Genomic DNA, 24,282 nt, shown 5'->3' on the forward strand with positions numbered 1-24,282 from the left:
GATCTATCCCTTTATGTTGCCACTAATTGGAGGAATTCAACAGTCTCAGCCAAAAATAACCGGCAGATTCATGATTCCCGTGTATAATCCCTGCCAGGAATATGCTCGAGAATCCCTATTACAACTCGGGCCATCCCTTTGATCGCCTTCAGGCTGATGGGGACATAGATACACTCATGCGTTCCCTCTCGCGCTTCTGTACCCAGGTTAAGATCCAGGAGGCCCACTTAAGGGGGGAGCTCAGGGCATTGGGGGCATGGAGCATAGGACCGGAGCTCATCTTCGGCAGGCTGTGGGATCGGCTCAAGCTCCCGGCCATCATAGGGGGTTTATTGGAAGGGCGCAAGTTCGAGTTCGACGTGGAGAGGGCGATCTTTGTCACGGTGCTGCACCGTCTGTTCGAAGCAGGTTCTGACCGCCAGGGGGTGCGCTGGATGACTGGAGTGTCCGTGGCTGGGGCGGAAGGGATACAGTTACACCATCTGTACCGTGCGATGCGCTGGCTGGGAGAGGTCAAGGACCGGATTGAAGACGGCTTGTTCTCTTCTCACCGGGATCTGTTCACTGAGCTTTCGCTGGTTTTCTTTGACACCACCAGCATCTACTTCGAGGGCAGGGGTGGGGAGACGCTCGGTCAGCTCGGGCACTCCAAGGACCGCAGAGGCGACCACAATCAGGTGGTTGTCGGAGCGCTCCTGACCCAGACAGGGAGGCCGATAAGCTGCGACGTTGCCCCGGGCAACCAGGTGGACGTGACTGCCCTCTTGCCGATGGTAGACAGGGCCAGGGCCCGATTCGGACTCAAGAGGGTGTGCTGGGTGGCAGACCGGGGGATGTGCAGCAAGGATATCATCGAGGGGCTTGAAGAGCGGCAGATGGAGTATATCCTGGGGGTCCGGATGCGTGCAGTCAAAGAGGTGGGGGAAGAGGTTCTCTCGCGGGCTGGCCGGTATCGCGACGTCGATGACAACCTCAAGGTGAAGGAAGTCTGGGTTGGTGATAGACGTTACGTGCTGTGCTACAACCCCGAGGAGGCAGCCAAGGACAGGGCAGATAGACAGGCCATTCTTGAAGCCTTGGAGGAGGAGCTTAAGAGGGACCCCAAGGCGCTGGTGAAGAACCGTGGGACCGCCGGTTTCTCAAGATAGATGGCAAGGCCATCAGCATAGACAAGGATAAGGTGGCCGAGGAGGAGCGCTTTGACGGGAAGCTCGTGCTCAGGACCAACACTACGTTACCAGCCGATGAGGTCGCACTGAGGTACAAGGAGCTTTGGATGGTAGAGGCGTTCTTCCGGGCAGCGAAGAGCCTGCTGGAGACAAGGCCGGTGTTCCACAAGTATGACGACACGATCAGGGGTCACATCTTTTCGGGCTTCCTTGCGCTGCTCTTAAGGCACGAGCTCATGAGCTCTCTTGCATCTCGTGGAGAGAAGGCCGAGTGGGCAGACATCGTGCGGGATCTTGCGGCCCTGCAGGAAGTCGAGGTGGAGCAGGACGGTCGTCGCTACCGCCTGCGCTTGCCCCTTCAAGGGGTCTGCGGTAAGGTGTTCCAGGCCGTGGGGGTCGCAGTGCCCTGGCCCGTCCAGGCGATGTAATGTGGTGCCAAGGCCTTTCCGTGTACACGCAACCGCCCACCACACGGGCACCGCGCGGAACCAACTGTAGAAGATGAGCTAAATTATCGGCATTTCCTCGCAAGATCTTAACCCTGAAATGGGCCTTGGAACATGAAGGAAGGGCCCTCAAGGCCGAGCATCGATGGAGGGGACTCAGAGAAAATTGAGGATTTCATGAGACTTCTCCAGGAAAGACTTGACGAGCAACTCGCAACTCCGCCAGAGGAACTAAAGAATGGTCTCAAGGTGAAATGGATCCACTGTGGGCACCTCAGGAAAATCTTTGATATTTCTTGTGATAAGCTTGAGGCCATATAACTGCGCCGTAGCCCCAATCAGAGCATCTGCCATGCTCAATGTCATGCCTTTACCACGCCACATTCGCCGTATCTCTGCGGCCTGACAGGCTATCGCCAGATCAACGGGGATGATATCCCATTCCGCAAGTAATTCCTTTACTGATTGTTGTGCCTTTAGAGTTGTAGCTCCCGTCCAGAGCTCATGATATACAACCACGCTCGTGCAAATCCAGCCGCCTCCGATAAGTCCCTCGAACCAGTCTCCGGATCGAGCTGGGAGTCTATCAAGAAGATAGTCGATGAGAACGCAGGTATCTACAAGATAGGCCATTCGGAATTGTCACGCTCCTTGGCCCTCAGCCTTTCCACCCATTCCGCTCCTGTTTTATATGATGCCCACTCTGGAGCATCCTCTGGTTTAAGAACTCCCTTCAGCTTCCTAAAATTCTCCAGCGCAGATTCTCGGCGCAAATAATCAGATACGGCATCAACAATGAGCTGTGTTTTCGATTCCTTACGCCTTATAGCATAAGCATCGATTCTCCTGATGAGGCTCACAGGCATACGGATATGTATCATCTTGGTTTCTCTTGAGATACTCTTGGACATTTCACTCATCTCCTATGTCTCATTAAGTATATCATATCATGATATATCAAACAATTACCATATTCTAAGATTTCCGCCACCTGACTTGTCTTGCATTCCCATCTCATGGTATAATCTATTTTGAAAAAGGCAAACACTCCCATCTCCATCTCTCGATGGTGCCGCTCTGGGTGGCATGACAGACCACCCCAAGAATGTGCTGCCGCTGTTTTCATCTGTGACAGAGTAGTACTAGATCAATGCTTCCTGTTCCAGCCTTATACCTTTCTTCAGCATATGCTCTATCACAGGGTAAAAGCATTCAAACTCGGGGTCGTCTAACAGCCGCCGGAGGCGGGCGGCATAGCCTTTCGACAAGGGTTTTGCGAATTTCTCATATCGGATCAAAGTGTCCAGATCCATCATGTAAGGCTTGATCTCGATTCCGAGGCTCCTCCGGAGATGCACAAATATCGAGAACCCACCATAGTCGATGTCGCCCCAATGGTAGAAATCACAGGTAGCGCCCGGCATAGGGTTGTCCTGAGTATAACAATAGATGCGCCGGAGCAGCTCCCTTCGGGGCCGGTTGTGATAGCCTCCAAGGTAGATCGCAAGGTATTTCCGGCCCGAAGCATCACGATAGCCTGGATTGGCCCTCAGGAATTCATGATAGCTGGTGAGGTTTTCTATTGTTATCACATAATCCGCTTCAAGGCTGGTTATCTGGAGATGCTCTATCATTGGAGTAGGGAGACCGACATCTGGCACGAAGCATCCGAGGTCTACCGGTCGCCCACATGATTGGCGTCCGATTTGGACTTTATCTGACTTCCTATAATCAGAAGGTTCCAGGTCAATCTGGACCGTTATTTCACCGCTCAGGTACACATATTGAAAAGTGTCTACCAGGCCGAGTTCTGCCAGTATCTCACCGGGATCACCCCCCATGGGATGAAAATCCCTCAAAATCGCCCTAATTCGCCCTTCGATTCTTTCAAACGCCTTGCTATCACCAAGCACCCGCGCGCTGAACACTCTCTTGGTCGTCTCTTCATCAAGGGCTGATAGCGCCACAAGCGCGCGGAGGATATTCTCCGTCTCATTATGGTCCGTTATATCGAAATATCGAGCCACGCTTTCCCGCGCCGAAAGCCGCTGGAGAGCATAATCAAAGAATTGCGAAAGCCATCCTTCAGATTCTACCCTATCCCGGTAAGTTCGAATCACCTCGATCGATCGGGTCACATGATCAGACTTGGGCGTCCTCCCAGCAAACTCGTATGCCGCCTGCACATGATCAAGCGCAAGGTCTATCCTGTCAATTAGGTTACCACGCTCGTGCTTTACCCACCTGATGCAGATGATTCCCCGCCGCTCCAGCATCTCCGCTCCTTGATTGATTTCTTTCTTGAACCGTGCGGTGGAATCATCAAAGTACGCAGGCAGAGTGTCAGGTCGCACGGGAAATGAAACCCGCCTCTTAACCAGGCTGTCGCCACGATAATGGGCGCTCCGTTCGTATTTATCGAGGAGCGCGTTTAGAATAAAACGCAGGTAATCCATCCTTGAGATCACACAGCATCCTTAAGCTGTTCTCCGCCCTCAAGTTGCTCATGTTCGTAGTCTTTAAGCCGTTTGTAATCCTCAACCCAGCTGCAGTTGCCATTGCGCATCACAAGTAATGTGGTAGTCACATGCGGCGTGATATATTCGCATTTTTCAGTAGGGGCCGCGATTATGCACTGAAGGCCCAGCGAGGAAATGAACTTCAGGCTGTTTTCGATCCTGTCGCTATCCATACGGTTGAATGCCTCGTCGAACATCATCAACCTGATTGTTTGCTCGCTGGTGCGTGCACGATAGAGCTGCAGGAAAGATGCCACAATGGCTACATAATACGGGGTCTGAGTCTCTCCACCTGACTTTTCCCGGCAGACCCTCGAGAAATATGATATTTCGCCAGCGGAATTCGTGATCCGTATGTCGTAGTCCAGGAATGTCCTGTAGTCTGTAAAAAGATCAAGACTCTCATTCAGCTCTTCCTCTGATTCGGTGAGAATGCGTTCAAAGAAGGTATCGATGGCCTCCTTGTGTCTCGACTGGAACGCTTCATCAAAGAGCGAGCCTTCCACCAGGTGGACATCCATTATCATGTCGTAGAATTTCTTGTATTCGGCTGCCGGTGTGGCCATGAAATGATAATGATCGCCACCAAATTCTACTTCCTTCAAGGCGTCATTCAGGAGGTTGAATTCCATCTGGGCGGTTTCAATATTCTCTTTGAGCCGGTATACAAAATGCTCCTTGAATTCCTCCTCGGCCTCTTTCTTGGCCACATTGATCTTTTCCTCGTATTCAGGTAGCTCGCTCTCAATGAGCTTCTTGCGCTCTGCTTCATATTCGCTGATGTTGTCCGGGTCCGTAAGCCCGCCGAAGTGATAGGCACTGTTGTAATTCATCTGGAGAAGGGTGAGCTCCTCCCGTTTCTTCGCGATCATCGTCTCCAGACCCTTGCGGCTTGCGGTGAAGTTGGTGATGATCTGCGCTGCCGGCTTACTGGCTCTCTCGCGCCTGTACCGGTCTTCCCATGCCTCTTCCCGCCCCGGGTGCCGGGCCAGGAATGATTCCAGGTCAGCTGCTTTCTGCTCCCGCGCCAGCTTTGCTTCAACCTGGCGTTCCTGGCAGGTCTTGATCTCCGAGGTGAGTTGCCCCTCCTGCCTGCTCAGGCTGCGAATGCGTTCCCGCGCGCGATCTAGCTCGGCCTTGATTTGCGCCATTTCCTCCTCGATGCGCTTCACATCGGAAACATCGATCGAATCCAGTTCCCTTTTGAGAGAGGCGAGCTGGCGATCGAGGTCCTCCAAATCCTCAAACACGCTTAGGTTTTCACGTATTCGGTAAAATCGCTCATCCTTGCCGGCGGTGAGATCCACGAGCCTCTTTCTGCGCGCGCATTCCACCTTCAAGGATTCGCGGGATAAGTCTATTTCCCGAAGCTGCGCCTCCTTGCGCGCAATCTGGCGGGCATAAGCTCTCTGGCCTATAAATGGCGTTTCATAGACGTGGAAAGGAATCTGCCGCGCCACATTGTTGCGGTATGTCATGCATGTCGGCGTGATGGCCTGGCGATAGCGTTTCAGCTCCTGTTCATTCTCACACTTGATCACGTGGCCCAGCAGCTGGTTGATATAAGCTCTGGCGTAAGGATCGTTGGTTTTGACCTCTGTGGCCAGTGAATTCGGCTCAGCGCGGTATCCACCCTCCAGCACCTTGCCTGTGTTAACCAATCCTACGCCGAAGATATTTCTGGCCCGCTTGTACTTTTCATATATTGAAAGGGCAAAATCAAAATACTTTGGCGGCACTATGAGGTCGAACCTCTGCGTATTGAGGAAGCCTTCAACCGCGTCCTGCCATTTTTCATTGGGCACTTCCAGCAGCTCGCATAGAACGGCCGGCTTCACATCCGCCTGCAGGTCTTCCCAGGCCCTTTCAGAGATAAGATCCCGGAGGTCCGTTATTCTCTTGTCATATACGAGCTTGTGAGCGCGCAGGCTTTCGAGCTCCTTCTCCAGCGTGCGGGCCTGCTGGTCAAGAGATTGCAATTCGTTCTGGCGCTCCCACAGCTCCTTGCTCCACCTGAAATTGAGATTGGCGAATAATTCCCTGGCCATCTCGACCGTCGGGGCGCAATCCTTTACCCTCACATCCTCATGCTGGATTGCATCAAGGAGGCGGCGGAAATCATCCAGGCTCTTCCGGCCTTCTTCCAGGGATTCTGGAGGAGCCGCCTCGGTAAGGGCCAGGATCTCCTTGGACTCCTCCGCAGCAAGCCGTTTCAGATCAATTATTCGGGCCTCAAGACTGCTCTTCTCCTGATTGAGCCGGCCAATCTCTGCCTGGAGCTCCCGTATGCGCTGGTAAGTGGCGTTCGCCGCAAGGAGGTCGCGGCAGGCGATGTATCGCTGGTCCAGGGAATCCTCATCCTGTCGCGCCTCATTCAGCGCGGCCAGCACCTGGTCAAGGGCGGCATTCTTCTGGGATTCCTCATTCGCAAGCTCCAGGAGCCGTTCCTCCTCCTGCTCCAGCGTTGCCCGACAGATCAGATAGTCCTGAGTGAGAGCGCGCTCATATTCCTGGCCGATATCTTCATACTTGGCGCGGATTCCCTCGAGCGCGGCGATCTTCGCCTTTGTCTGTTCGACAAGGTCGCTATACTCCTTATACCGCTCGAAATTCTCGCGCATGACGTCTATATTCACGCGCTTTTCATCCAAAACGTATGAATAGACGAATTGGCGGATATCAGTAATCGGCTTGAATGAAATAGCTTTCACGAAAAGGGTGAAAAAGCGCTCCCCGAGAGAACCCAATTTCATAAGGAGGTCTTCTCTATATTGCTCGACAGAAGGATAGACAATCGCGTCATAGCCCTTCATGTGAATCTTGAACTCGCGAATGTTGCGCGGGCGCTTGCCTACGAGGAAGAGGTCATCGGTTATCCTTTGCCTCTCGATCTTGAAGAAGTTGGTCTTGTAAGTCATCCCATCGGCATATGAATCCATCACTGCGCCGATGATGAAATATTCGTCCTTGGAATGGTCGCAGAATTCAAGAGCGATATATGAGGTGATGTCCCCCTGCCGTAGGGACTTTTCACCGTTTTCGGTGGCGACGCCGGTCTTGCAGCGGAGGTAGCCGAGAAGGTCGCGCCTGGTTTCTTCATGGGCTGACACATTGAATCGTACCTGGCGGAGGTCCGCCACGAGGACATACTGTATGGCATCTAGGATCGTGGATTTCCCAGTGCCGTTATCACCGGTGATAAGGACGCTCCCCTTGATATTGAGCTCCTCGTTACTGAAATAATGCCAGTTGATGAGCCTGATCTTGGTCAATTCCTTCACGAAATCACGCCCCCCTTGTCGCTGCGACTTCGGCATCGGCTTCAACTTGAATAGCCTCCATAGCGTCGCCCTCAGCAGCTCCGCCATCGCTGGCGTCACTCTCGGCAGCCTCGCCCTCAGCGGCCTCGCTCCCGGCAGTATTGATCTCGTCGGCGTCACCCTCGCCAGCCTCGCTCCCGGCCTGGCGATAAGAAGCCAGCTTCTCATAGACCTGGCGTATGTCGTCCACCCGCACGGCAAGCAAGATCGAGGGCAAAAGGACCAGCCGGCAGTCAGGATCAACAGAATTTCGATCGAGAACCTCCACCAGGTTGAACCTCTTCATAAGTGAGATCGCATCCCGGAGCCCTTTCTTATCTATGGGTTTGTCCCGTATTTGAAGGGCGGCATATTTCTCCTGAATCTCCCGCACCCTGATCACCACATTTTCGGCGAGCGTAAGCTCGCGCCGCTTTTCCTCATAGCAAAGGCGGACCAGGAGCAAGATTATGCTCTCCTGGAGTCTGAGTTGCAGCCTGTTGAACCCGTCCCGATTCACAGCCTGGTAGACTCCGAGCCCCTTGTCCCCTATCAGATCCCACCCGGACATCCCCAAGTATCCACGAATCATGGATTCATGTCGCTCGATGAAATAGTAATCGCGCCGCTGGTCTTCTTTTCTCTTGGTAATGTAGGTCTGCGCGAGGAGCTTGTTCACTATTCTCCTAAAATCTTCGCGCTGCCCCGCGGTTAAAGCCTCGTATTCAATGACCCAATCCATCATTGGCCTGCCTTTCCCTTGATCAGGGATCTCTTGCTAACCTTTTGATCGGGAAATCCCTGTCTTCCTCTTAGTCAGGAAGCCCCCGCCCTTTTTTTGATCAAGAAATCCCTGAGCTCAAAGCGACCGTCGTCGCCCGCGACAGTAAAACGTTGCCCGTCGAATTCCGCAGTATAATCTACCATCCTGGAATGGCTATATGCCGCGATATAGATCATACGGATAAGATCTTCTATCGTCTTGAGAGGGAACTGGGACGCGCGCGCACTCTCTCTTTCACCGAGTTGCTGCAAGACAAATTGATTTATGTGTTCACGTGTCATATTGCTTGCGAGCCTTCTTCTGACCTCGGCGATCGCCTGCGCGCGCTCTTCTGGATCCAGCTCCGCAAGGCTCACCAGATCCTCCGGGTTGTGGATTCTGCTAATCTCCCTCGCCGTATAGAGAGAGTCTATATCAATGAAATTCTGTTCATAGAGGCTGAAAAGCTCTCTTATTTGAGCCGGCACAATGCTATCTTTTCCATATAAAGATTCCTTTAGCAATCCTGCCAGGTATTTTAATATCTCCAGTAGCTGGCCTTCCGTATCCTTGCTGCTATTGAGGATGTATTTTATCTGCATAAATGAAGAATTCGCATACTGCGCATTGCGCCTGTCGATTTCTTCGAGAAGGCTGTCCATGTTGAGATAGCTCTGGCGAATGAAATCCAAGCGCCGATAAGCATCCTGCTTGGCTTCATCAAGGGTCTTGAACCGGCCGCGCCTGACATCCGCCGCCGCTATTTCAGCGACCCACAGGTCATTCTCATACCATTCGCTGATCTTACTGATGATCCGCGGCCGATATTTGGAAACATTGTCTGAAGTCTTGAGGCGGTGGTATGAGCGATCCAAAATCTCTTGTTTATACTCATCAAAGTGAATCTTGAGAATCTCTTGAGGCTTCTTTTCCTTGAGCACGAGTTCGATGTAGCGCTTGATGTTATGGTTCAGCGACTTTAGCCCATTGATCAGCTGCTCGGTTTGCTCATACGCCTTTTCGAGGGCAATATGTCCCTGTTTCCCGGCTTCCTCAGAATAGAGCAAGGTATAAGTTGCGTACACGTAGCCCTGGTACTCTGCCTGATAGCTGCGCTTGATCTTGTCCAATGTGTCAATGATCTTGATGGCATAGTCAGTAAGATTGACATATTGCTCATAGTTGCTATAGGTCTCTATGGTAACCCATCCGCAATCTTCGAGCTTGCGCAGTATGAAACTGGCTCTATCCCTAATATTAGCGGCCGTAAGCATGGAGCTCTCCCATATCTCGTCATCCAGGGCCCGGGTCAGGGAAGCGTCTGAGCTACTGGCCATTTCCTCCTCGATCACTTCCACCAGGCAATCGATGACGACTTCGCGCGGTAGACCGAAGTTAATGAGAAGGTATTGCTGATAAACAGCAAAAATGGCCTCTGCATATAAGGCCTTGAGCGGGCTCGCAAGGATACTGAAAAACTTGTCCGGGACAATGTCAAATAACTTTGCCATGGGCACCGTCCTGAATGGCGTTTTGCACCGCTGGGAATTTTGTATTGCCGGAAATGTCGCGCCGTTGGAGACTCCGAGCCAGCGAGAATCTTACGGCGTCAGAAATTCCGCGCCGTCGGAGCCCTCGAGCCATCGGGGATCTCGCGCTATCGGAGACTTCGAGCATCCAGAAACTCCATGCCGTCGGCGTTTTTGGGCCGCCGGCGCTTCTGGGCCGCCGGCGGGTTAGATCGACTCGGCCTACAGGCGCTATAGGTATTATAGCATAATACAATATTCGATATCACGGCCGGGCAATTGCAATTTGCTATCGCCCCGTGGTACCTGTTGTCGGTCTTTACGGGACGAGGATCATGGGCGGGTTAAAAACAGCATACCATGAAGAGTCTCCTTGTCATACCTACGACGCCGTTGACGCGCATGCCATTACCATGGTAAAATGAGGAAGTAAGGAGAATGGCTCGAAGTCATGGCTTCCAGATGCGCCTGATCCCTATGACCAATACCCACCATGCAACGATGGAAGAACTCGTCATTGGTAAGGACCTATCGTGGCTAGACAGACTCCCAGCAGTGCATGAGCCTGAAGTTGAATACCGGGAGTAATTCAAGCGGAGCCGGAGGAGTCCAGATCAAAAGGTCCATCTCGGAGCCCATATTCCGGATCGCCCGTCACCAGTACGGCCTGCTGCTGTGCGGCGAGAGCCAGCCCAAAGCAGTCGGCATAAGACATTCGATACCCCGCCTTATAATGCGCCGCCCGTAGAGTCACCCCACGCGAGACATCCACCTGCTCAATCGGCAGGCTGTCAATCATCGAAAGAGCCGCTTGGGCTGCCTGGATAGATTCCTCTCACTCGATAATGTAGAGAATCTCACCCAGATTGATTACGGACATTGATAGCTTGACTTCCCCATGTCTCGCCCGTTCCAGTAGGCTGGTGACAACTTCGCCGCCGGTCTCGCCTTGCAGCCACGCCAAGATCGCATGGCTATCTGGAACATATTGGGAGCTACCCTCATGGGTCATACCCTGTTCTCCTTATCTCTATCCCTTTTCCTCTCCTCCAGGAGCCGTTCAGTGAAGCGATGTCCCTTGAACATCCCGAATCCTTGCTTGACAGGATCTTCTGGGACCTGAATAATACTCAATACGCCGCCATAATCCACAAAACATACTGGAATGCCTCTTCTCAGGCCATACTTTTTCCGCAATTCCTGAGGGATGACGACCCATCCCTTCTCTGACACCCTTCGAACATCTGGATTATGATTCATTTGCACCCTCACCCTTAGTTATACAAATAGCAATTATAGGATAACCGATTTGGTCATGAATGGCGAATGATGACCAGTCTTTACCCATTGTCATGAAACATTGTCAGAAAATATGGTAATACCTCATGACTTTGTATCAGCGCTATTGATGGGATTGAATGCATAATAGTGAGGTGAAAGGCGAAGGCCAAAACCATTCAACTATTGCCACGGGGCCTATGATTGGGTATCTCATCTTGGAAAAGACTGGGATGAAGTGTGCTACTCTCATACCATCCCACCAGCGACGGAGAATTAACATCATGACCTTCTGCTTTGGATGCCCCAGCTGCCCCCTTGAATGCGTCTACTCCCGTAGCGTAGCAGTAAACACAGCCATGACGGCATGTCCCATAGACTCCTATGTCCTTACTTTGAACGCAACCGCAAGCGGCCCGCTGATGAGGGTCCTTTTTATTCGTTACCCTGATGCCAAAGACCCTTTCAATGTATTCATCATCAATGCATTTCCCAGGTTTGATCCCAAAAGGAAGGAGGTCATATTCTTCCGCACAACTCACGATTTCCATCCCGGAGTCTTCGGCCACATTGGCCATAGTCGAGAGCAGACTTGCTACATCAGGATTTTCCGGAGTACAGGGTTCGAAGTATATGCCTTGTTTGGCAAGCCGCGCAAGCCGGACACCGGCCCCATGATAATCATCTACCAAGCTCACAACAACACGCCTGGTCTTACCCCGCAGTGCCTTCGCGATCTCTCGAAAGCGTCTTTCATGGTACTGCCGGATTCCATGATGAAAAGATCGGTAGTAAGGACTTTCATGACGAGGGGTTCCATGGTCGTGGACCCCATGATCGCAGGTTCCATAACCCCGGACTCCATAACTGAAGGCACCGTGATCGCAAGCTCCATGACCACGGGCCCCTTGACCGCAGGCTCCATGATCCTGGACTTCATGACAAGCCTGGCCGTCGACATTTCCCCAAAGTACCGGATCGTAGCGCCAAATCACCCTTTCGGGCGATATCCTCTCCGAAAGCTGTTCAAAGGTACGTAAGATTTCTTCGAGCTGCGGCACGCCAGGCTCTATCAACTTGGGGTAACCATTCACCGTGAACTGAAAATAGTAGCGCAGGCCCATGCCGTCAAGTTCATCCAGATAAGGTATGAGAGGTTTCGGGTCTTTGCTCCAGAATACGATCACATCCACATCTTCTGGCCGCAAAGAGACCTCCACAATCTGCTTTCTATTGAAGGGGTTCGGGAATGTGCAGTAGCCTGCCCTAATCCGGTTCATAAACCATTCCGGGTAAAATTTAGGGATATCGGTGCGTCTGCTTGCACTGATAATCAAATATGCTCACCTACTTCAAAGTCAATTGGACATGTTAGCCATTTTTCTATGATGCTATTACAACATAAGTAATCATGAACCATTTTGGCTATATCCGACGAAGCAAGAGGTGATCAAAGCAATCACTCATTCTAAATACCTGTTGTCTTTGTTCTCTCTCTATCCATAAGTGCCAATAATCTCGACAACTATTACTTTCCGAAGAGTAAACCAATAATGGCGACTCAAGGATCGCATGATGGAATCGCATTTCCGGCTTCACCGTTTGGTTTGTACAAGCAACCGGTTCAACTGGAAAATACGGGTACTATTATTTGAGCACCCGCTCTGCAAGTCTGGCAAGGAACCCTCGAGATAGCGAAATAGCGCCTTCAGGGCACATCTCATGGCAACAAAAGCACCGGATGCAGGTTTTGTCGTCTATGATGGCTTTCGCATCTGTCGACATTTTTATAGCCTGAGGTGGGCATGATGCAGCGCATGCCCTGCACCCAACGCATATAGACGGATCAACCCTCGGATGCGCGGTGAAATAGCCCCTGATTCCTTTGATCATTTTGAAAATCCCGGAGGTTGCACGTGTCGCCGGCGGAATCTCAAAATCGGTAATATGAAAGTTCTCGGGACTATCCCCAATAATTTCGATTTCTTCAGGTTTTGTGTTCCCTATCCCTAAATCCCTGGCGACCCTCAGATATGGCACCTGCACCGGATCGCAATTAACAAGGCGGAGAGATACTGCATCAATGGCGACGGCGTCGTCTGACGCGAGAATTGCGCCTACCGGCCTTATTCGGCCATGAGAAGGCCCATCTCCATCCATGGCTATCACTGCATCCACCAATGAAAGCCGCGGCTTGATCAGGGTTAGAAGATCCAGCAGCATTTGAGAAAAGGCGTCAGGATCGTTGTACCTCAAATGCATCTTCATCTTCTGCAGGCCAGAAATGCACCCGAAGAGATTTTTGACCGCCCCGGTGTATGTCATGAACCCATGAGTCTTCATCTTCGCCACATTGATAAGTGAACCTGCTTCCAAAACCGGACGCGCCAGAATGAATTCCTTGCAGATATGGCCGGCGGGATGCTTGACCGAAACCCCATCCTCAAAGGGTACGATCGGAATGCCCAGCGAACTGCAGGCCGAGGCTATTCCACATTTTTCGGCCACGCTCAGGGTATCGCCCCGTCCCGGGCTATCCCCAACTATTACGTCGGCGCCCGCTTGCTTGAAGAGTCCAGCTGTAGCGGCCACAACCTCAGGATGGGTCGTGACCGCCCGCGACGGTGCATAAGGAGAAAGCATATTAGGCTTGATCAAGACTGTCCTATCCTCTGGAATAAAAGCCTGCGCGCCTCCGAGGAGATCAATCGCTGCTTTGATCGATTCTACGACCTTTTCGCCGGAATATGAATCACACCTTATCAGAGCAACCCGAGTTTTTCCCATAATTTGAAATCCTACCTTACGTTAAATGTTATGGAATACCAATAGATATATTACCAGACATTCCGGCGCCTGTTGGTTCTTGTGCTCACGGAGAGAGCGGCGTCAATAGCGACATTGACATCGCGATCATTCCTCCTGATTTAGCCCAACTTTTGCCTTACCCGACACTCTGAAATGATTAGAGAATAGGCCTGGGGCGCTGGAGCTGGGCTAGTTGACCCTTTCACCGACGGCGCGTGCCAATACCCGGCTAAAGCTTAAGACAAGGATCTTGTCGCCGCCAAAATGCCATCAAACTGGCTCTTCATTTCCATGATGGCGCTCGATATATTCTCAGATATACCGTCGGTATTCGCTTCCGCTTTAGGCTATTGCTATTTCCAAGTGGGTTGCCACGAATCGGCATTCGGATGCTACCGTCATGCCCCGACTGGACTCCTGACCCACAATCTCCTTAAGCTATGGCTGTAATCTCAGCCGCAAATAGAGCCAATGATCCGGGCAATCTATACCAAGACTACAATCCATAATGAAACTAACATGAGCGCTGATATGAAGCCCCTTATCTATCCGTGGGGCCAGCATCTCCGCCAACGTCCGTCTGAGATAACCAAGATCCTTGCCTTCAATGGTGACAACACGGATAGCATTGGGATCATTTGAGTTTTCTTTTTCACGCAGGAGGTAGACTTCATCGCCCACATGGAGAGTTTTGAGATTTTCCGGCCGGTCATCATATCTGGTTCCGACCACACGAGCATAGAATCCCTTTACATTTTCATAATAGTCGTAAACCTCTATCATCTGTTCGCCAAGAAGCACTCCCCACATAAATCCTTGCGGAACATGCTTCCCGCCATAAGGTCGATGGAAGGAATGATGGTATTCCTCTGCGAAAGCATTGAGTAGAATATCGGGCGGGACCAATTCCTTCACCAGTCTTATCTCTTGATGCCGCCATTTGGGGATCCCAGCCAGATCATTGGTCCCTGGGGCAAGCGCCCCCTTGCGAAGGAACGCGATGCCTCGCAGCATGGTGCCCAAATGATAGTCATCTTCCCCAAAGCCATCTAGCAAGCCTTTAGCGAGAGCTTCTTGGATGACATCTCTCATTATATTTCCCCCTATCTCCCTGATATAACCTCCCTGAAATTGACGGGACTCACCAGTGCTGGCATCCTCGCGGAGAATAGTGCCAGTGGTTAGAACAGCACTGCCGTCTAGCATCGTCCGCCACGGATGTTCGCCAGGGATTATGTTGGTAATTGACATCATAATGGATAATGGCAAACGACAGCGTTTCTGATTTCGCTGATGCCTGGCTTTCACATATCGATCAATATCGATCTGCCCGGTTTTGCATATTTATACCAACTCCCCGTTGAAATCTGGCGCGGCACCCCTTCATTCATTTAACCGAGACTCGATTATCCTGGCGGCCTCCCAGAGATCAATCGCATGATACCGAATTCCATCCGTTCGAGGTCTGCGGACAAGAATTGCTGGAATCCCAACAGACTCTGCCCCGGCAATGTCGGCTATAGGATTATCGCCAACCATCCAAGCTCTGGCCGGATTTCGAGCGGCCTCGAGAGCGATAAGAAATGATCTGGGATGTGGCTTTTCATATCCGATTGCAGCAGAGGAAAGGCATTTTGTGACCAGATGATCCAGTCCAATGCCTGAGACAATTTGCTCTAATTCAGGGATGTGGTTGGAGAGAATAATATGGCTCCATCCGCGATCTGCGAGATACTCAAGAACCCCAAGGGAATCTTCATAAAGGCAGTAACCACATGGATCGACTATCCTTTTGCGTACCAGACGTGATAGTTCAACAGCGCGTTGCCAGCTCAACCCGACCGCATGGTATGTCTGAGCAAAGATGGCCTCAACAGCTGCCCACCAGGCGCCAGGGGATGAAAGCTCCGGATGTGGCACATCAGGTTGGTGCCAAGGGAAGCCCCGCTGCAGATGGTGGCGTATCTGAGCAATCTCGACTTGGTGACCTGGCTCATTGTCATCAAGAACCTGCAAGAGCGCACTGCTCCACATGCCAGGACGGTGTGCGAGAGTGCCATCAAAATCCCATATAATGGTGGGGTGGCTTTGCATCACCATCTCATCATCCTCCCCTTTGTGCCAATCCTGAAATACCATCCCTTTGCATCAGTCCTGCAATTCTATCCCTTTGCGCACCCCTGCGATTCCATTTCATGAAATGATGCAGCAGTCACATCTTCGGCTCGTATTTCTGATACACGTGAAACCGTCCCCTCCATGAGGCCATGCCTCCAGCCATCCTTTCAATAGTGGGTAAAGGAGCCCTACATTCAAATCCGACCCGTGCGATTTCTGTGGTTATATTCAACATCTGACTGCAAATTCCTGGTGAGATTCACTCCAATTGGCATTCTCTACAGGGAACATATAGATAAGCAAGCCCAAATTCAGAAGTTGAGCCCGTTGTGGAGAATATGCACAAGGAGCGAGCCTGCGGCGCACGCAAGGTTGCAACTGCGCGGGAGATTGTGACAACCGATCTTTATCCCCTGGAGTGCGCGCATGGTTGCAACTTTGGCGTTGGCCATCTGCAGCTATGGGGTCTTATTAATGGCATGCTCTCCGAATCGCCTCAGGAACAGGCCCTTGCTGTCCGGCTCATGTAGACAGGGCAAAAAGGTTTCGGGTCCTTGCTCCAGAACACAATCACATCCACATCCTCCGGCCGCAAAGACACCTCGATAACCTGCTTTTTATTGAACGGGTTCGGGAATGTACAGTAGCCAGCCCTGATCCGGTTCATAAACCACTCCGGGTAGAATTTGGGAATGTCAGTGCATCTGCTGGCGCTGATGATCATTGTAGCCACCCGTCCCCTCTCCTTTGATTATAACAGGCGGAGGAAAAGACTGTCGAAGCAATGCCGTAATCCGAGCTTATTTTCTTTCCGTTCCCTCTCCTTACAAGCCATATAGGGACAGCCGCGCCCGAGTAATGCCAACCTAATAGCGAAACGCGGGCACTATGTGCTTCCGCGACACAAATACTATGATCCCATATGAGAATCATGCCTACGACGCCGTTGACGTGCATGCCTTTACCATGGTAAAATAAGGTTAATCCGGATCCGTTGCAGAATTATATAGGATCTGTATGATTGGCAGCCATAATATGGGAAAGGATGACATCCATGGCTGGTCTAGGGCAACCGCTGGCAGAGGTCTTCGGTCACTTGATAACCGACCATTCAAAGAGGGCTGAAAGATATCGATCGCATCGTCTTTGCCCTTTCAACAACAAGGTGCCGAATTGTACGAAAGTTAAGGCGAAGAATCCGCTCGGCGTTTGCTCAATTTATCATGAGAATCATCCGGTTATCACTTGTCCGATTCGCTTCCGAGAAAATTGGATTATAGCCGACGATGCGACGGATTTCTTCTTTGGTAAGGGCGCAAAATGGAGTTCTCTTACAGAGGTTCGCTTAAATGATCTACACGGTAAATCTGCCGGGAATATTGATGTTGTGCTTGTTGCATATGAGGATATATGATTTTGGCGCTCTCGAGATCCAGGCAGTGTATATTTCTGGGAATGTCCGCGACCCATTTGAATACTTTATGAAGGACCCTCAAGGCCGAGAACTGATGGAATGGCCTAAGGGTCCAGACTATCCAAGGCCTGATTACCTTTCGTCTTCTCGCAAACGACTTGCTCCCCAGCTTCTTTTCAAGGGTGGGATCCTTCATTGTTGGAAAAAGAAAATCGCCGTAGCATTGAACAAGAGCTTCTTCGCTGCTCTACCCAGCTTGAAAAGAGTGCCGAAATCCGATGCAGATATTGCGTGGTTCATTTACGAGTTGGTATTGTCCAAAGGAGAAGGCCAAGAATCAGAGAGATACTGTCTTAAAAAAGTGGACGAAATCTTTACCGAGTTTGAGCCTGCTCTTCGTTCTATCACTACACCATCGCCAGAAAGAATCGAGGATTTCATGAGACTACTACAGGAAAAACTTGACGAACAGCTCGAAGTTCCGCCAGCGAATAAAACGATTGAAAGGCCGTTTTGATATGGGCATCTATAGACAGGGGTTGTTATTTCCTGAGTCATCTCAAGAAATGAGAATACCGAAACCTGTAAATGTAGCGTCTGTCCCACAGCGAAGCCCATTCCGCTACCCTGGAGGGAAGACATGGTTCGTACCCACATTCAGACAATGGGCGGCATGGCTTCAACCAAAGCCCAGTATCCTTGTCGAGCCCTTCGCCGGTGGAGGCATTATCAGCCTTACCGCTCTCTTTGAGAATCTTGTCCAAAGGGCGGTTATGGTAGAGTTGGACGAAGAGGTTGCCGCAGTCTGGGCATCTATCGTAAACGGAGACGCAGAATGGCTGGCTAATCGAATCCTCTCTTTTAACCTGACGAAAGAAGCCGTTATGCAAGAAATAAAGAAGATCCCTGGAACCCAAAGAGAAAAAGCATTTCAAACGATTCTCAAGAACCGAGCATTGCATGGAGGGATACTTGCCGAAGGTTCAGGATTTCTCAAGTATGGAGAAAATGGGAAGGGGATCCGTTCCCGTTGGTATCCGGAAACCCTTGCTAAGAGGCTCTTAAACTTAAATCTCATCGCTGACAGAATCGATTTCCGCTGTGACGATGGGTTAAAGGTCATGCTGGAGTTTGCCGCCAATCCAGATGTGATATACTTCATAGACCCTCCATACACCGCCGGTGGGAAAAGAGCTGGCAGGCGATTGTATAAATATTGTGACCTCGACCATGAGCACTTATTTACACTGTGCGAGTCATTAAAGGGCGATTTTCTGATGACATATGATAATGCAGAAGAAGTAAGGAAAATGGCTCGAACTCATGGTTTCCAGATGCGCCTGATCCCTATGATTAATACTCATCATGCAACGATGGAAGAACTCATCATCGGTAAGGACCTATCGTGGCTAGACAGTCTCCCCGCAGTACATGAGCCGGAAGTTGAATACCGGGAGTAATTCAAGCGGAGCGGGGGGAATCCAGATTAAAGAATCCATCTCGAGACCCTAGTTGCGGGACAGCCTACGCCAAGCGAGCCAACGGGCCCATACCCTGCGAAACAAAGTGTTTAGATGGCTAGATGGGTTATAGCATTAGCTATATTTAGTGCAGTATAATATGATTGAAAATTACTGGAAAGCGGGTGTCCTAATGCAGCAAAAAGAGGTATTCACTATTGGCCATTCAACTCACTCGCTTGAGACCTTCATAAATCTTCTAAAACAACATGGGATACAAATTGTGGTCGATGTCCGGTCCTATCCGTATTCAAAGCATGTGCCGCAATTCAATGCATCTAACCTGCCCTGAGCCTTAACTGTAGCCGGAATCAAATACTCGTTTATGGGTCAGGAATTAGGTGGACGTCCAAAGGGATCTCAGTTTTATGATGATGACGGCCATGTACTTTATTCCCAGATAGCCAAAACGCCCGCCTTTACGCAAGGCATTTCACAGCTTGAAGATGGGCTGGAAAAGTCTCGAATAGCTATAATGTGTAGCGAGGAAGACCCAACAGTCTGCCATCGCTGGCTTCTTGTTGGGCGCGTGCTAAGAGAACATGGTGTACAGGTAAAGAATATCAGGGGGGATGGAAGGATTCAAACGGAAACGGCATTCGCTGATGGGAGGCATAGCAGAGACGGTGGTATGCAAGTGTCGCTCTTTCCAGAACAGGAGGTAGATGAATGGAAGTCTATACGATCGGTTTTTCACAAAAGTCAGCCGAAACCTTCTTCGGTACCTTGAGACAAATCGGAATCAAGCGACTCATAGATGTACGCCTTAATAATATATCTCAGCTTGCAGGATTTGCGAAGGCCAAAGATCTTCCTTTTTTTCTTCGTGAGCTTTGTAACGCCGAGTACCTCTACGAGCCGTTATTTGCCCCTTCTCAAGAGATCCTAGATTCCTATAAAAAAGGGAAAGGATCTTGGCAGACATACGAACAGCAGTTTCTGACATTGATGGAAAAGCGTAAAATTGAAGAAAGAATCCCTCGGAGCCTTTTTGACGTTCCTTCTGTGCTTCTCTGCAGTGAGGCGTCCGCTGACCATTGCCATCGTCGGCTGGTACTTGAGTACCTTCAGAAAAAATGGGGAGGCATAGGAATCAGACACCTGTAAGAGGGTCATGTCGTGGAAGCCACTGAAATCGTCTGCCTGGCTAACTCCCGAAAGCTGAATGGTAGGTGTGTGGCTGGGTTGAGAACTGATGGCAGGGGATGGGTACGCCCCGTTTCGGATCGTCTAGACGGAGCACTTTTGCCGCACGAATATAGACTGAATGACGGATCAGGGACAGGGGTATTAGATATCGTCAAGCTTAACCTTCTGACACGATGCCCGAGACCTCATCAGCCCGAGAATTGGCTTACAAATTCATGGCGTCTAGTCAGGCGTCCTGCCTCTAAGGGCATAATTCCCTTGCTGCGTTCAAATCTCGTGAATGGGCCTGAGCTATTAGGCAATACATTCGACCGCGTTCCTGCGGCATCTTTCTCGAGCACGCCTGCACCATCGTCCCTGGCGCTAGTTGAGCCTAAAAACCTACAACTATACATTACTTTGAATGTGAGAAATAGGAAACAACCTCGAGCTATATTCGAACTATCTAGGGTGCGCTATAATCTTGCAATTACAGATCCTTTTTGGGAAGAACGGTTAGGAGTACTCTCAACAGGTCTATACCAGCCAACTGCTATAGGTTTACAGCCTCACGATAAGATCTTGCTCACTATCAGTCTAGGTGAACCATTTGAAGGCTATTGTTATAAATTGGTAGCCGCGATCATTGTATTGCCGCAGAGCTGGAGGAGATTCTGGTGACCTTTATTCGAGTAAACTCGGCCGACGCAGACGATTCTAATTAGATTTGACCTGTCCTGTTCAGCGGGTTGGATTTGAAGGCCTGGTTTTATATCCGCGCTCTGTAACTTGCATAAGGGCATCTGGGAAGAGATAGATCTACCCTCTTGAGCCGCCCCCTTATCGCTGCAGGTGTAAGCAGCATAAGGGGGCATGATCGCTCGACATCCATTAGAGCATTCTGCGCAATAGCCCGCATGTCCGGCGCATTAAAAGGCAACCTCCGCTCGTCCATGGGAATCGGGCATGCTATTCTTGAGGGGAAGACGAAACGCAATATAAGAATGATAAAGGGGGTGGACTAAGGTATGTGAGCGGTTGCGCGAACTGATTGCTGCCGGGGAATCCATCACGGTAGAGTTCAATAGGGGAGGCTAGACACCCCCTTCCCGACGGGGAACTGGTAGAAGCGGTGGTCTGTCTTGCAAACCGAAACCATGGCGATGAGGGATGGCTCCTTGTTGGAGTGGAAGACGATGGGACGATAACTGGAGCCCGCCCCCGGCACGGTGATACGATCGATCTAGCTCGCAGCGTGGTTGAGGGTCTTGTAGAACGCGGCTTTCTAGAGCGGCGGGGCGAACGCGGAGCACGCACCTATCATCTCTCGGCTGCCATTTACCGCAGGCTTGGCCAAAAGTCGGCCTATGTCCGGATTCGGGGTTTTGAGCCCGAACAGCAGAGGCAGATGATTATCCAGTATGAAAATAATCGTGCAGAAACGAGCGCGCTCGTTTTTTTTGGCGGTTCAGAAACGAGCGCTCGATTATTAGTTCCATCTAGAACATTATCCACTGTTGGGGCGTAATCGCCCCGGCACATCTTTCCAGGGAAACGACGGTCTCTAAAAAACTAAAGAAGATTGGTCTGATCCAGCTGTAGGACGCGAATTTCTCTGTGGAAACAATGAAGCCAGCCCAAGGCTCTCCAGATCTTCAAGGAACCTGATGGCATCGGATTCTTTAAATTCGCCGAACTCGGCCGACACGCGCCGGACTATTTCCGACACAGTCCTTTTTGAATCCATCAGGTTGACGAATTCGAAGAGCTTCGATGAAAAAGCGGAGTCATCTTTGTCTTTCGTCCTATAGAATTCAGCCCTTTCAGGACCGATTTGCCGTAAGAAACTTCCCATATCAAGAGGAGCCTGAAACCCCCTTACAGGAACTGTCTGGAGCCCTGTGGACTGTTGCTCCGGCAATGGCGCGGATACATCCCCGGCGCCTCTGGCATCCGAACCTGCCGCCCATCTCAGCTTTCTCTTCACATATTCGGCCTCGCGGCGAAAACTCTCGCAGGCACGGGCAATGTCGTATTCCAGTTCAGATGCATTCACCCTGGCCATCCCTGCGCCAGCTGCCTCCCCGCCAGGCGCAACCGCCTTAATCGTCGCATGGCTGAGTGCTGCCTCGCCAGGCGCCGTCTCGCCGGGAGCTGCCTTGCGAGACACCGCATCGCCAAGTGCCACCTTGGCAGGCGCCGCATCGCCGGACATCGACTCAACACTCCCCGTCTTGCCAGATACCAGACCTAGGATCGACCGCATGGCGGCCTCCTCGCATTCTACGAGGAAGTCCAACCTTGTGATTTCGCCCCTGCCGTCGCTGCATTCGGCCGTCATCTGCCACCTCGGCGTATGCGCACCCATCACCGGCCCCCCGGCCATGTGCGCCATGGCCGCCTGCGCAACCGACCACAGCCTTGCCCTCGCGCCCGCTTCTACGAGGGATAGCGCAAACTTCGCCCGGTTCTTGTCAAAGCTCGCTATATCAAGAATATATGAGGCAGCTACCAGGCCCACCAGCCTGAACTCCTCGGGATCGGTCTTGTCTATGGTATCCATGCTGGAATGATAGAACCTGTCCGGCCAGTGTCCGAGAAATACCGTCGGAATCCCCACTGTCGGGTCAACGAGTATATAATGGTCTGAACCCCCGGCATAGCCGGAAATGCTGTAGCGCCGTATAGGGATTGGGGATGCCGGGTCAAAGCCCATCTTCCTATTGAAGAACCTATGCGTATAATATGCGGCTATATCGTTCACAGCAGAAGGGCAGCTCCACGGCGTCGAAGTCACTATAAAACTCGATCCAGTTGATTTTTGATCCTCACCCACCATATCCAGATCGACCCCCGCGACAACCGACCTTGGCCACTCAGGGTGGGCATCAATGTAAGCAACGGTGCCATACATTTCTGGAACGAAGAGAAACCTTATGGACCTCCTGGGCCTCGGGATGGCCTCATGCGCAACAAGGGTGGAGATGGTCCTGGCAATCTCCATGCCGAGTCCGCAGCCGCTGGCATTATCGTTCGCCCCAGGCCTCGGGTGGCAGAGATGCGCTATGACAAGGGTCTCCTGGCCTGCAGGATCGGTTCCCGGGAGGATGCCTGTCACAACATCCATGTACCCCTGTCCCATACTGACAGAAATCTCAGCCTTGACCTGGACCTTCTCATTTGCAAGTATGCGTCTCAGGCGGTCCGCCTTCCTGGCAGACAGGGAAAACGCAAATACACCCCGTACGTGTTCGCCTTCCCGCTGTCCTTCATCTTTCCGTGCGCTCCCCCTTCCCTGATCCCAAGGATGGATGCTGAGCGACATATAGTTAACAAGGTCCGGGAGGTCTATCCTGGTGCGACCTATTTCCGGGCACTCGCTCCTCATATAATCAGAGAGAATACCTATTGCGCCATATTTCTTTATGGCCATGTCGTAAACCCGGGATATCTGGCCGCTGGCCAGGACTATCTTGCCCTTTACCGGTTCCCTGTACTCGTAATCTGATTCATCCGTCCCCTGACCCACGTCCACGACCTCCGCGCTGATCCCGCCTCCCGGCGTGGCAGAACTCATAAAAACCAGACATACCGGCTCTTCCTTGAAGTCACACAGTACTTCCGTCCGGGGACTGATCATGGTAAGCCGCGCATCTTTAGGGTCCCAGGCGGCAGGCGGGCACCAGGTCATATACTTTTTCTCACCATCTATCGGGTAACGTTCAACTACGCAGGATTCAAGCCCAAAATATTCGAGTTGACGCCGGATGTATTCCGCGGCCTCGTGAAACTCGGCCGATCCTTTGCTTCTATGAAACCGGGAGATCTCGTGAGTGTAATGTTGAGCGATTTTTCCCGAAAGCTCTTTTTCGAGAGCCTCAATGACTGATTCATCAAACGCCATGGATTCCATCCCCTTCAAGGTACTACTGATGTGGGGTATCTTATGTAACCATTCAGCATGATTACCCGGACTCCTTCTGCCAGGAACAGTGTTAGTGGCTGGCTAATACTATCTGCCAGGAACAATGTTGGTGGTCAGCACTGTGCGCCAAGAACAGTGTTGGTGGTTAACACTATCCAGCGGAAACAGTGCTGGTGATTAACACTATCCACCAGGAACAGTGTTAGTGGCTAACACTATCCGCCGGGAACAGTGTTAGTACCCATATTTCGCATGTAATAATTCCCAGCCGGGTATTTTGAGGGATTAGAAGGGCCTGATGGCGAATCCCTTCGGAAGTAAGATAGTCCGGAGGGATGGCCATGGACCCGAAGGTCATTTTAGAAG

General features: G+C 51.3%; 23 protein-coding genes and 3 pseudogenes. 10 read left to right on the top strand and 16 right to left on the bottom strand.

Features of this window, described 5'->3' with window-relative positions; genetic code table 11:
- The first annotated feature begins 101 nt into the window (after positions 1-101).
- Both HPY52_15655 and HPY52_15660 read left to right on the top strand, forming a co-directional pair.
- Complete coding sequence (locus HPY52_15655) at positions 102-1,148, top strand: IS1634 family transposase (GenBank protein NPV81672.1); 1,047 nt, start codon at positions 102-104, stop codon at positions 1,146-1,148.
- 32 nt (positions 1,149-1,180) lie between these two features.
- The gene (locus HPY52_15660; GenBank protein NPV81673.1) at positions 1,181-1,597 is read left to right on the top strand and encodes a hypothetical protein; all 417 of its coding nucleotides are present in this window, start codon (positions 1,181-1,183) and stop codon (positions 1,595-1,597) included.
- 249 nt (positions 1,598-1,846) lie between these two features.
- Here HPY52_15660 and HPY52_15665 read toward each other — a convergent pair whose 3' ends face one another.
- The 6 genes from HPY52_15665 to HPY52_15690 form a co-directional block, all read right to left on the bottom strand.
- Positions 1,847-2,248 carry a type II toxin-antitoxin system VapC family toxin gene (locus HPY52_15665; GenBank protein ID NPV81674.1) on the bottom strand — a complete coding sequence of 134 codons (402 nt, stop codon included), beginning with the start codon at positions 2,246-2,248 and terminating at the stop codon, positions 1,847-1,849.
- Entirely contained in the window at positions 2,233-2,526 is a 294-nt protein-coding gene (locus HPY52_15670) for a hypothetical protein (GenBank protein NPV81675.1), read from the bottom strand. Before HPY52_15670 ends, HPY52_15665 begins: the two co-directional genes overlap by 16 nt.
- 231 nt (positions 2,527-2,757) lie before the next feature.
- Positions 2,758-4,083, bottom strand: a complete 1,326-nt coding sequence (locus HPY52_15675; GenBank protein NPV81676.1) for a hypothetical protein — start codon at positions 4,081-4,083, stop codon at positions 2,758-2,760.
- The gene (locus tag HPY52_15680) at positions 4,080-7,460 is read right to left on the bottom strand and encodes a hypothetical protein (GenBank protein NPV81677.1); all 3,381 of its coding nucleotides are present in this window, start codon (positions 7,458-7,460) and stop codon (positions 4,080-4,082) included. The genes HPY52_15675 and HPY52_15680 overlap by 4 nt, the downstream gene beginning before the upstream one ends.
- The gene (locus HPY52_15685) at positions 7,420-8,178 is read right to left on the bottom strand and encodes a DUF4194 domain-containing protein (GenBank protein ID NPV81678.1); all 759 of its coding nucleotides are present in this window, start codon (positions 8,176-8,178) and stop codon (positions 7,420-7,422) included. The genes HPY52_15680 and HPY52_15685 overlap by 41 nt, the downstream gene beginning before the upstream one ends.
- 71 nt (positions 8,179-8,249) lie before the next feature.
- On the bottom strand, positions 8,250-9,707 hold the full coding sequence (locus tag HPY52_15690; protein NPV81679.1) for a hypothetical protein: 1,458 nt from the start codon (positions 9,705-9,707) through the stop codon (positions 8,250-8,252).
- A 438-nt stretch (positions 9,708-10,145) separates the two neighbouring features.
- Between HPY52_15690 and HPY52_15695 the strand changes: the two are divergent.
- Positions 10,146-10,313 (top strand): annotated as a pseudogene (locus tag HPY52_15695) (DNA adenine methylase).
- 1 nt (position 10,314) lies between these two features.
- Here the strand turns inward: HPY52_15695 and HPY52_15700 are convergent.
- The 8 genes from HPY52_15700 to HPY52_15735 all read right to left on the bottom strand — a co-directional run bounded on the left by HPY52_15700 (position 10,315) and on the right by HPY52_15735 (position 16,653).
- Positions 10,315-10,524 carry a hypothetical protein gene (locus tag HPY52_15700; GenBank protein ID NPV81680.1) on the bottom strand — a complete coding sequence of 70 codons (210 nt, stop codon included), beginning with the start codon at positions 10,522-10,524 and terminating at the stop codon, positions 10,315-10,317.
- Between the two features lie 36 nt (positions 10,525-10,560).
- Positions 10,561-10,737 (bottom strand): hypothetical protein, encoded by a 177-nt coding sequence (locus HPY52_15705; GenBank protein NPV81681.1) that lies wholly within the window; start codon positions 10,735-10,737, stop codon positions 10,561-10,563.
- A complete protein-coding gene (locus HPY52_15710; GenBank protein NPV81682.1) occupies positions 10,734-10,985 on the bottom strand; it encodes an AbrB/MazE/SpoVT family DNA-binding domain-containing protein in 252 nt (83 codons plus the stop codon). Before HPY52_15710 ends, HPY52_15705 begins: the two co-directional genes overlap by 4 nt.
- A 197-nt stretch (positions 10,986-11,182) precedes the next feature.
- Entirely contained in the window at positions 11,183-12,340 is a 1,158-nt protein-coding gene (locus HPY52_15715; protein ID NPV81683.1) for a DUF1848 domain-containing protein, read from the bottom strand.
- Positions 12,341-12,650: 310 nt separating this feature from the next.
- The gene (locus HPY52_15720) at positions 12,651-13,790 is read right to left on the bottom strand and encodes a DUF362 domain-containing protein (GenBank protein ID NPV81684.1); all 1,140 of its coding nucleotides are present in this window, start codon (positions 13,788-13,790) and stop codon (positions 12,651-12,653) included.
- A gap of 459 nt (positions 13,791-14,249) precedes the next feature.
- Complete coding sequence (locus tag HPY52_15725; GenBank protein NPV81685.1) at positions 14,250-15,017, bottom strand: hypothetical protein; 768 nt, start codon at positions 15,015-15,017, stop codon at positions 14,250-14,252.
- A 177-nt stretch (positions 15,018-15,194) separates the two neighbouring features.
- Positions 15,195-15,911 carry an HAD-IA family hydrolase gene (locus HPY52_15730; protein NPV81686.1) on the bottom strand — a complete coding sequence of 239 codons (717 nt, stop codon included), beginning with the start codon at positions 15,909-15,911 and terminating at the stop codon, positions 15,195-15,197.
- A gap of 514 nt (positions 15,912-16,425) precedes the next feature.
- Positions 16,426-16,653, bottom strand: coding sequence for a DUF1848 family protein (locus tag HPY52_15735; protein NPV81687.1), 228 nt, complete (start codon positions 16,651-16,653; stop codon positions 16,426-16,428).
- Between the two features lie 330 nt (positions 16,654-16,983).
- On the opposite strand from HPY52_15735, the pseudogene HPY52_15740 reads away from it, so the two are divergent.
- The 6 genes and pseudogenes from HPY52_15740 to HPY52_15765 all read left to right on the top strand — a co-directional run bounded on the left by HPY52_15740 (position 16,984) and on the right by HPY52_15765 (position 20,672).
- A pseudogene (locus tag HPY52_15740) lies at positions 16,984-17,860 on the top strand (hypothetical protein).
- Position 17,861: 1 nt separating this feature from the next.
- Positions 17,862-18,803 (top strand): DNA adenine methylase, encoded by a 942-nt coding sequence (locus HPY52_15745; GenBank protein NPV81688.1) that lies wholly within the window; start codon positions 17,862-17,864, stop codon positions 18,801-18,803.
- Positions 18,804-18,996: 193 nt separating this feature from the next.
- Positions 18,997-19,155, top strand: coding sequence for a DUF488 domain-containing protein (locus HPY52_15750; protein ID NPV81689.1), 159 nt, complete (start codon positions 18,997-18,999; stop codon positions 19,153-19,155).
- A 33-nt stretch (positions 19,156-19,188) separates the two neighbouring features.
- Positions 19,189-19,593 (top strand): DUF488 domain-containing protein, encoded by a 405-nt coding sequence (locus HPY52_15755; GenBank protein NPV81690.1) that lies wholly within the window; start codon positions 19,189-19,191, stop codon positions 19,591-19,593.
- Positions 19,533-19,970, top strand: coding sequence for a DUF488 domain-containing protein (locus tag HPY52_15760; protein NPV81691.1), 438 nt, complete (start codon positions 19,533-19,535; stop codon positions 19,968-19,970). Before HPY52_15755 ends, HPY52_15760 begins: the two co-directional genes overlap by 61 nt.
- 12 nt (positions 19,971-19,982) lie before the next feature.
- Positions 19,983-20,672, top strand: coding sequence for a hypothetical protein (locus HPY52_15765; protein ID NPV81692.1), 690 nt, complete (start codon positions 19,983-19,985; stop codon positions 20,670-20,672).
- 88 nt (positions 20,673-20,760) lie between these two features.
- Here HPY52_15765 and HPY52_15770 read toward each other — a convergent pair whose 3' ends face one another.
- A complete protein-coding gene (locus tag HPY52_15770; protein ID NPV81693.1) occupies positions 20,761-20,946 on the bottom strand; it encodes a hypothetical protein in 186 nt (61 codons plus the stop codon).
- 83 nt (positions 20,947-21,029) lie between these two features.
- Here HPY52_15770 and HPY52_15775 point away from each other — a divergent pair.
- Positions 21,030-21,219 (top strand): annotated as a pseudogene (locus HPY52_15775) (ATP-binding protein).
- 336 nt (positions 21,220-21,555) lie between these two features.
- Here the strand turns inward: HPY52_15775 and HPY52_15780 are convergent.
- On the bottom strand, positions 21,556-23,895 hold the full coding sequence (locus HPY52_15780) for a DUF4910 domain-containing protein (GenBank protein NPV81694.1): 2,340 nt from the start codon (positions 23,893-23,895) through the stop codon (positions 21,556-21,558).
- Positions 23,896-24,282: the final 387 nt, after the last annotated feature.

This window comes from Bacillota bacterium (assembly GCA_013178415.1).
Classification (GTDB): Bacteria; Bacillota; SHA-98; order Ch115; family Ch115; genus Ch115.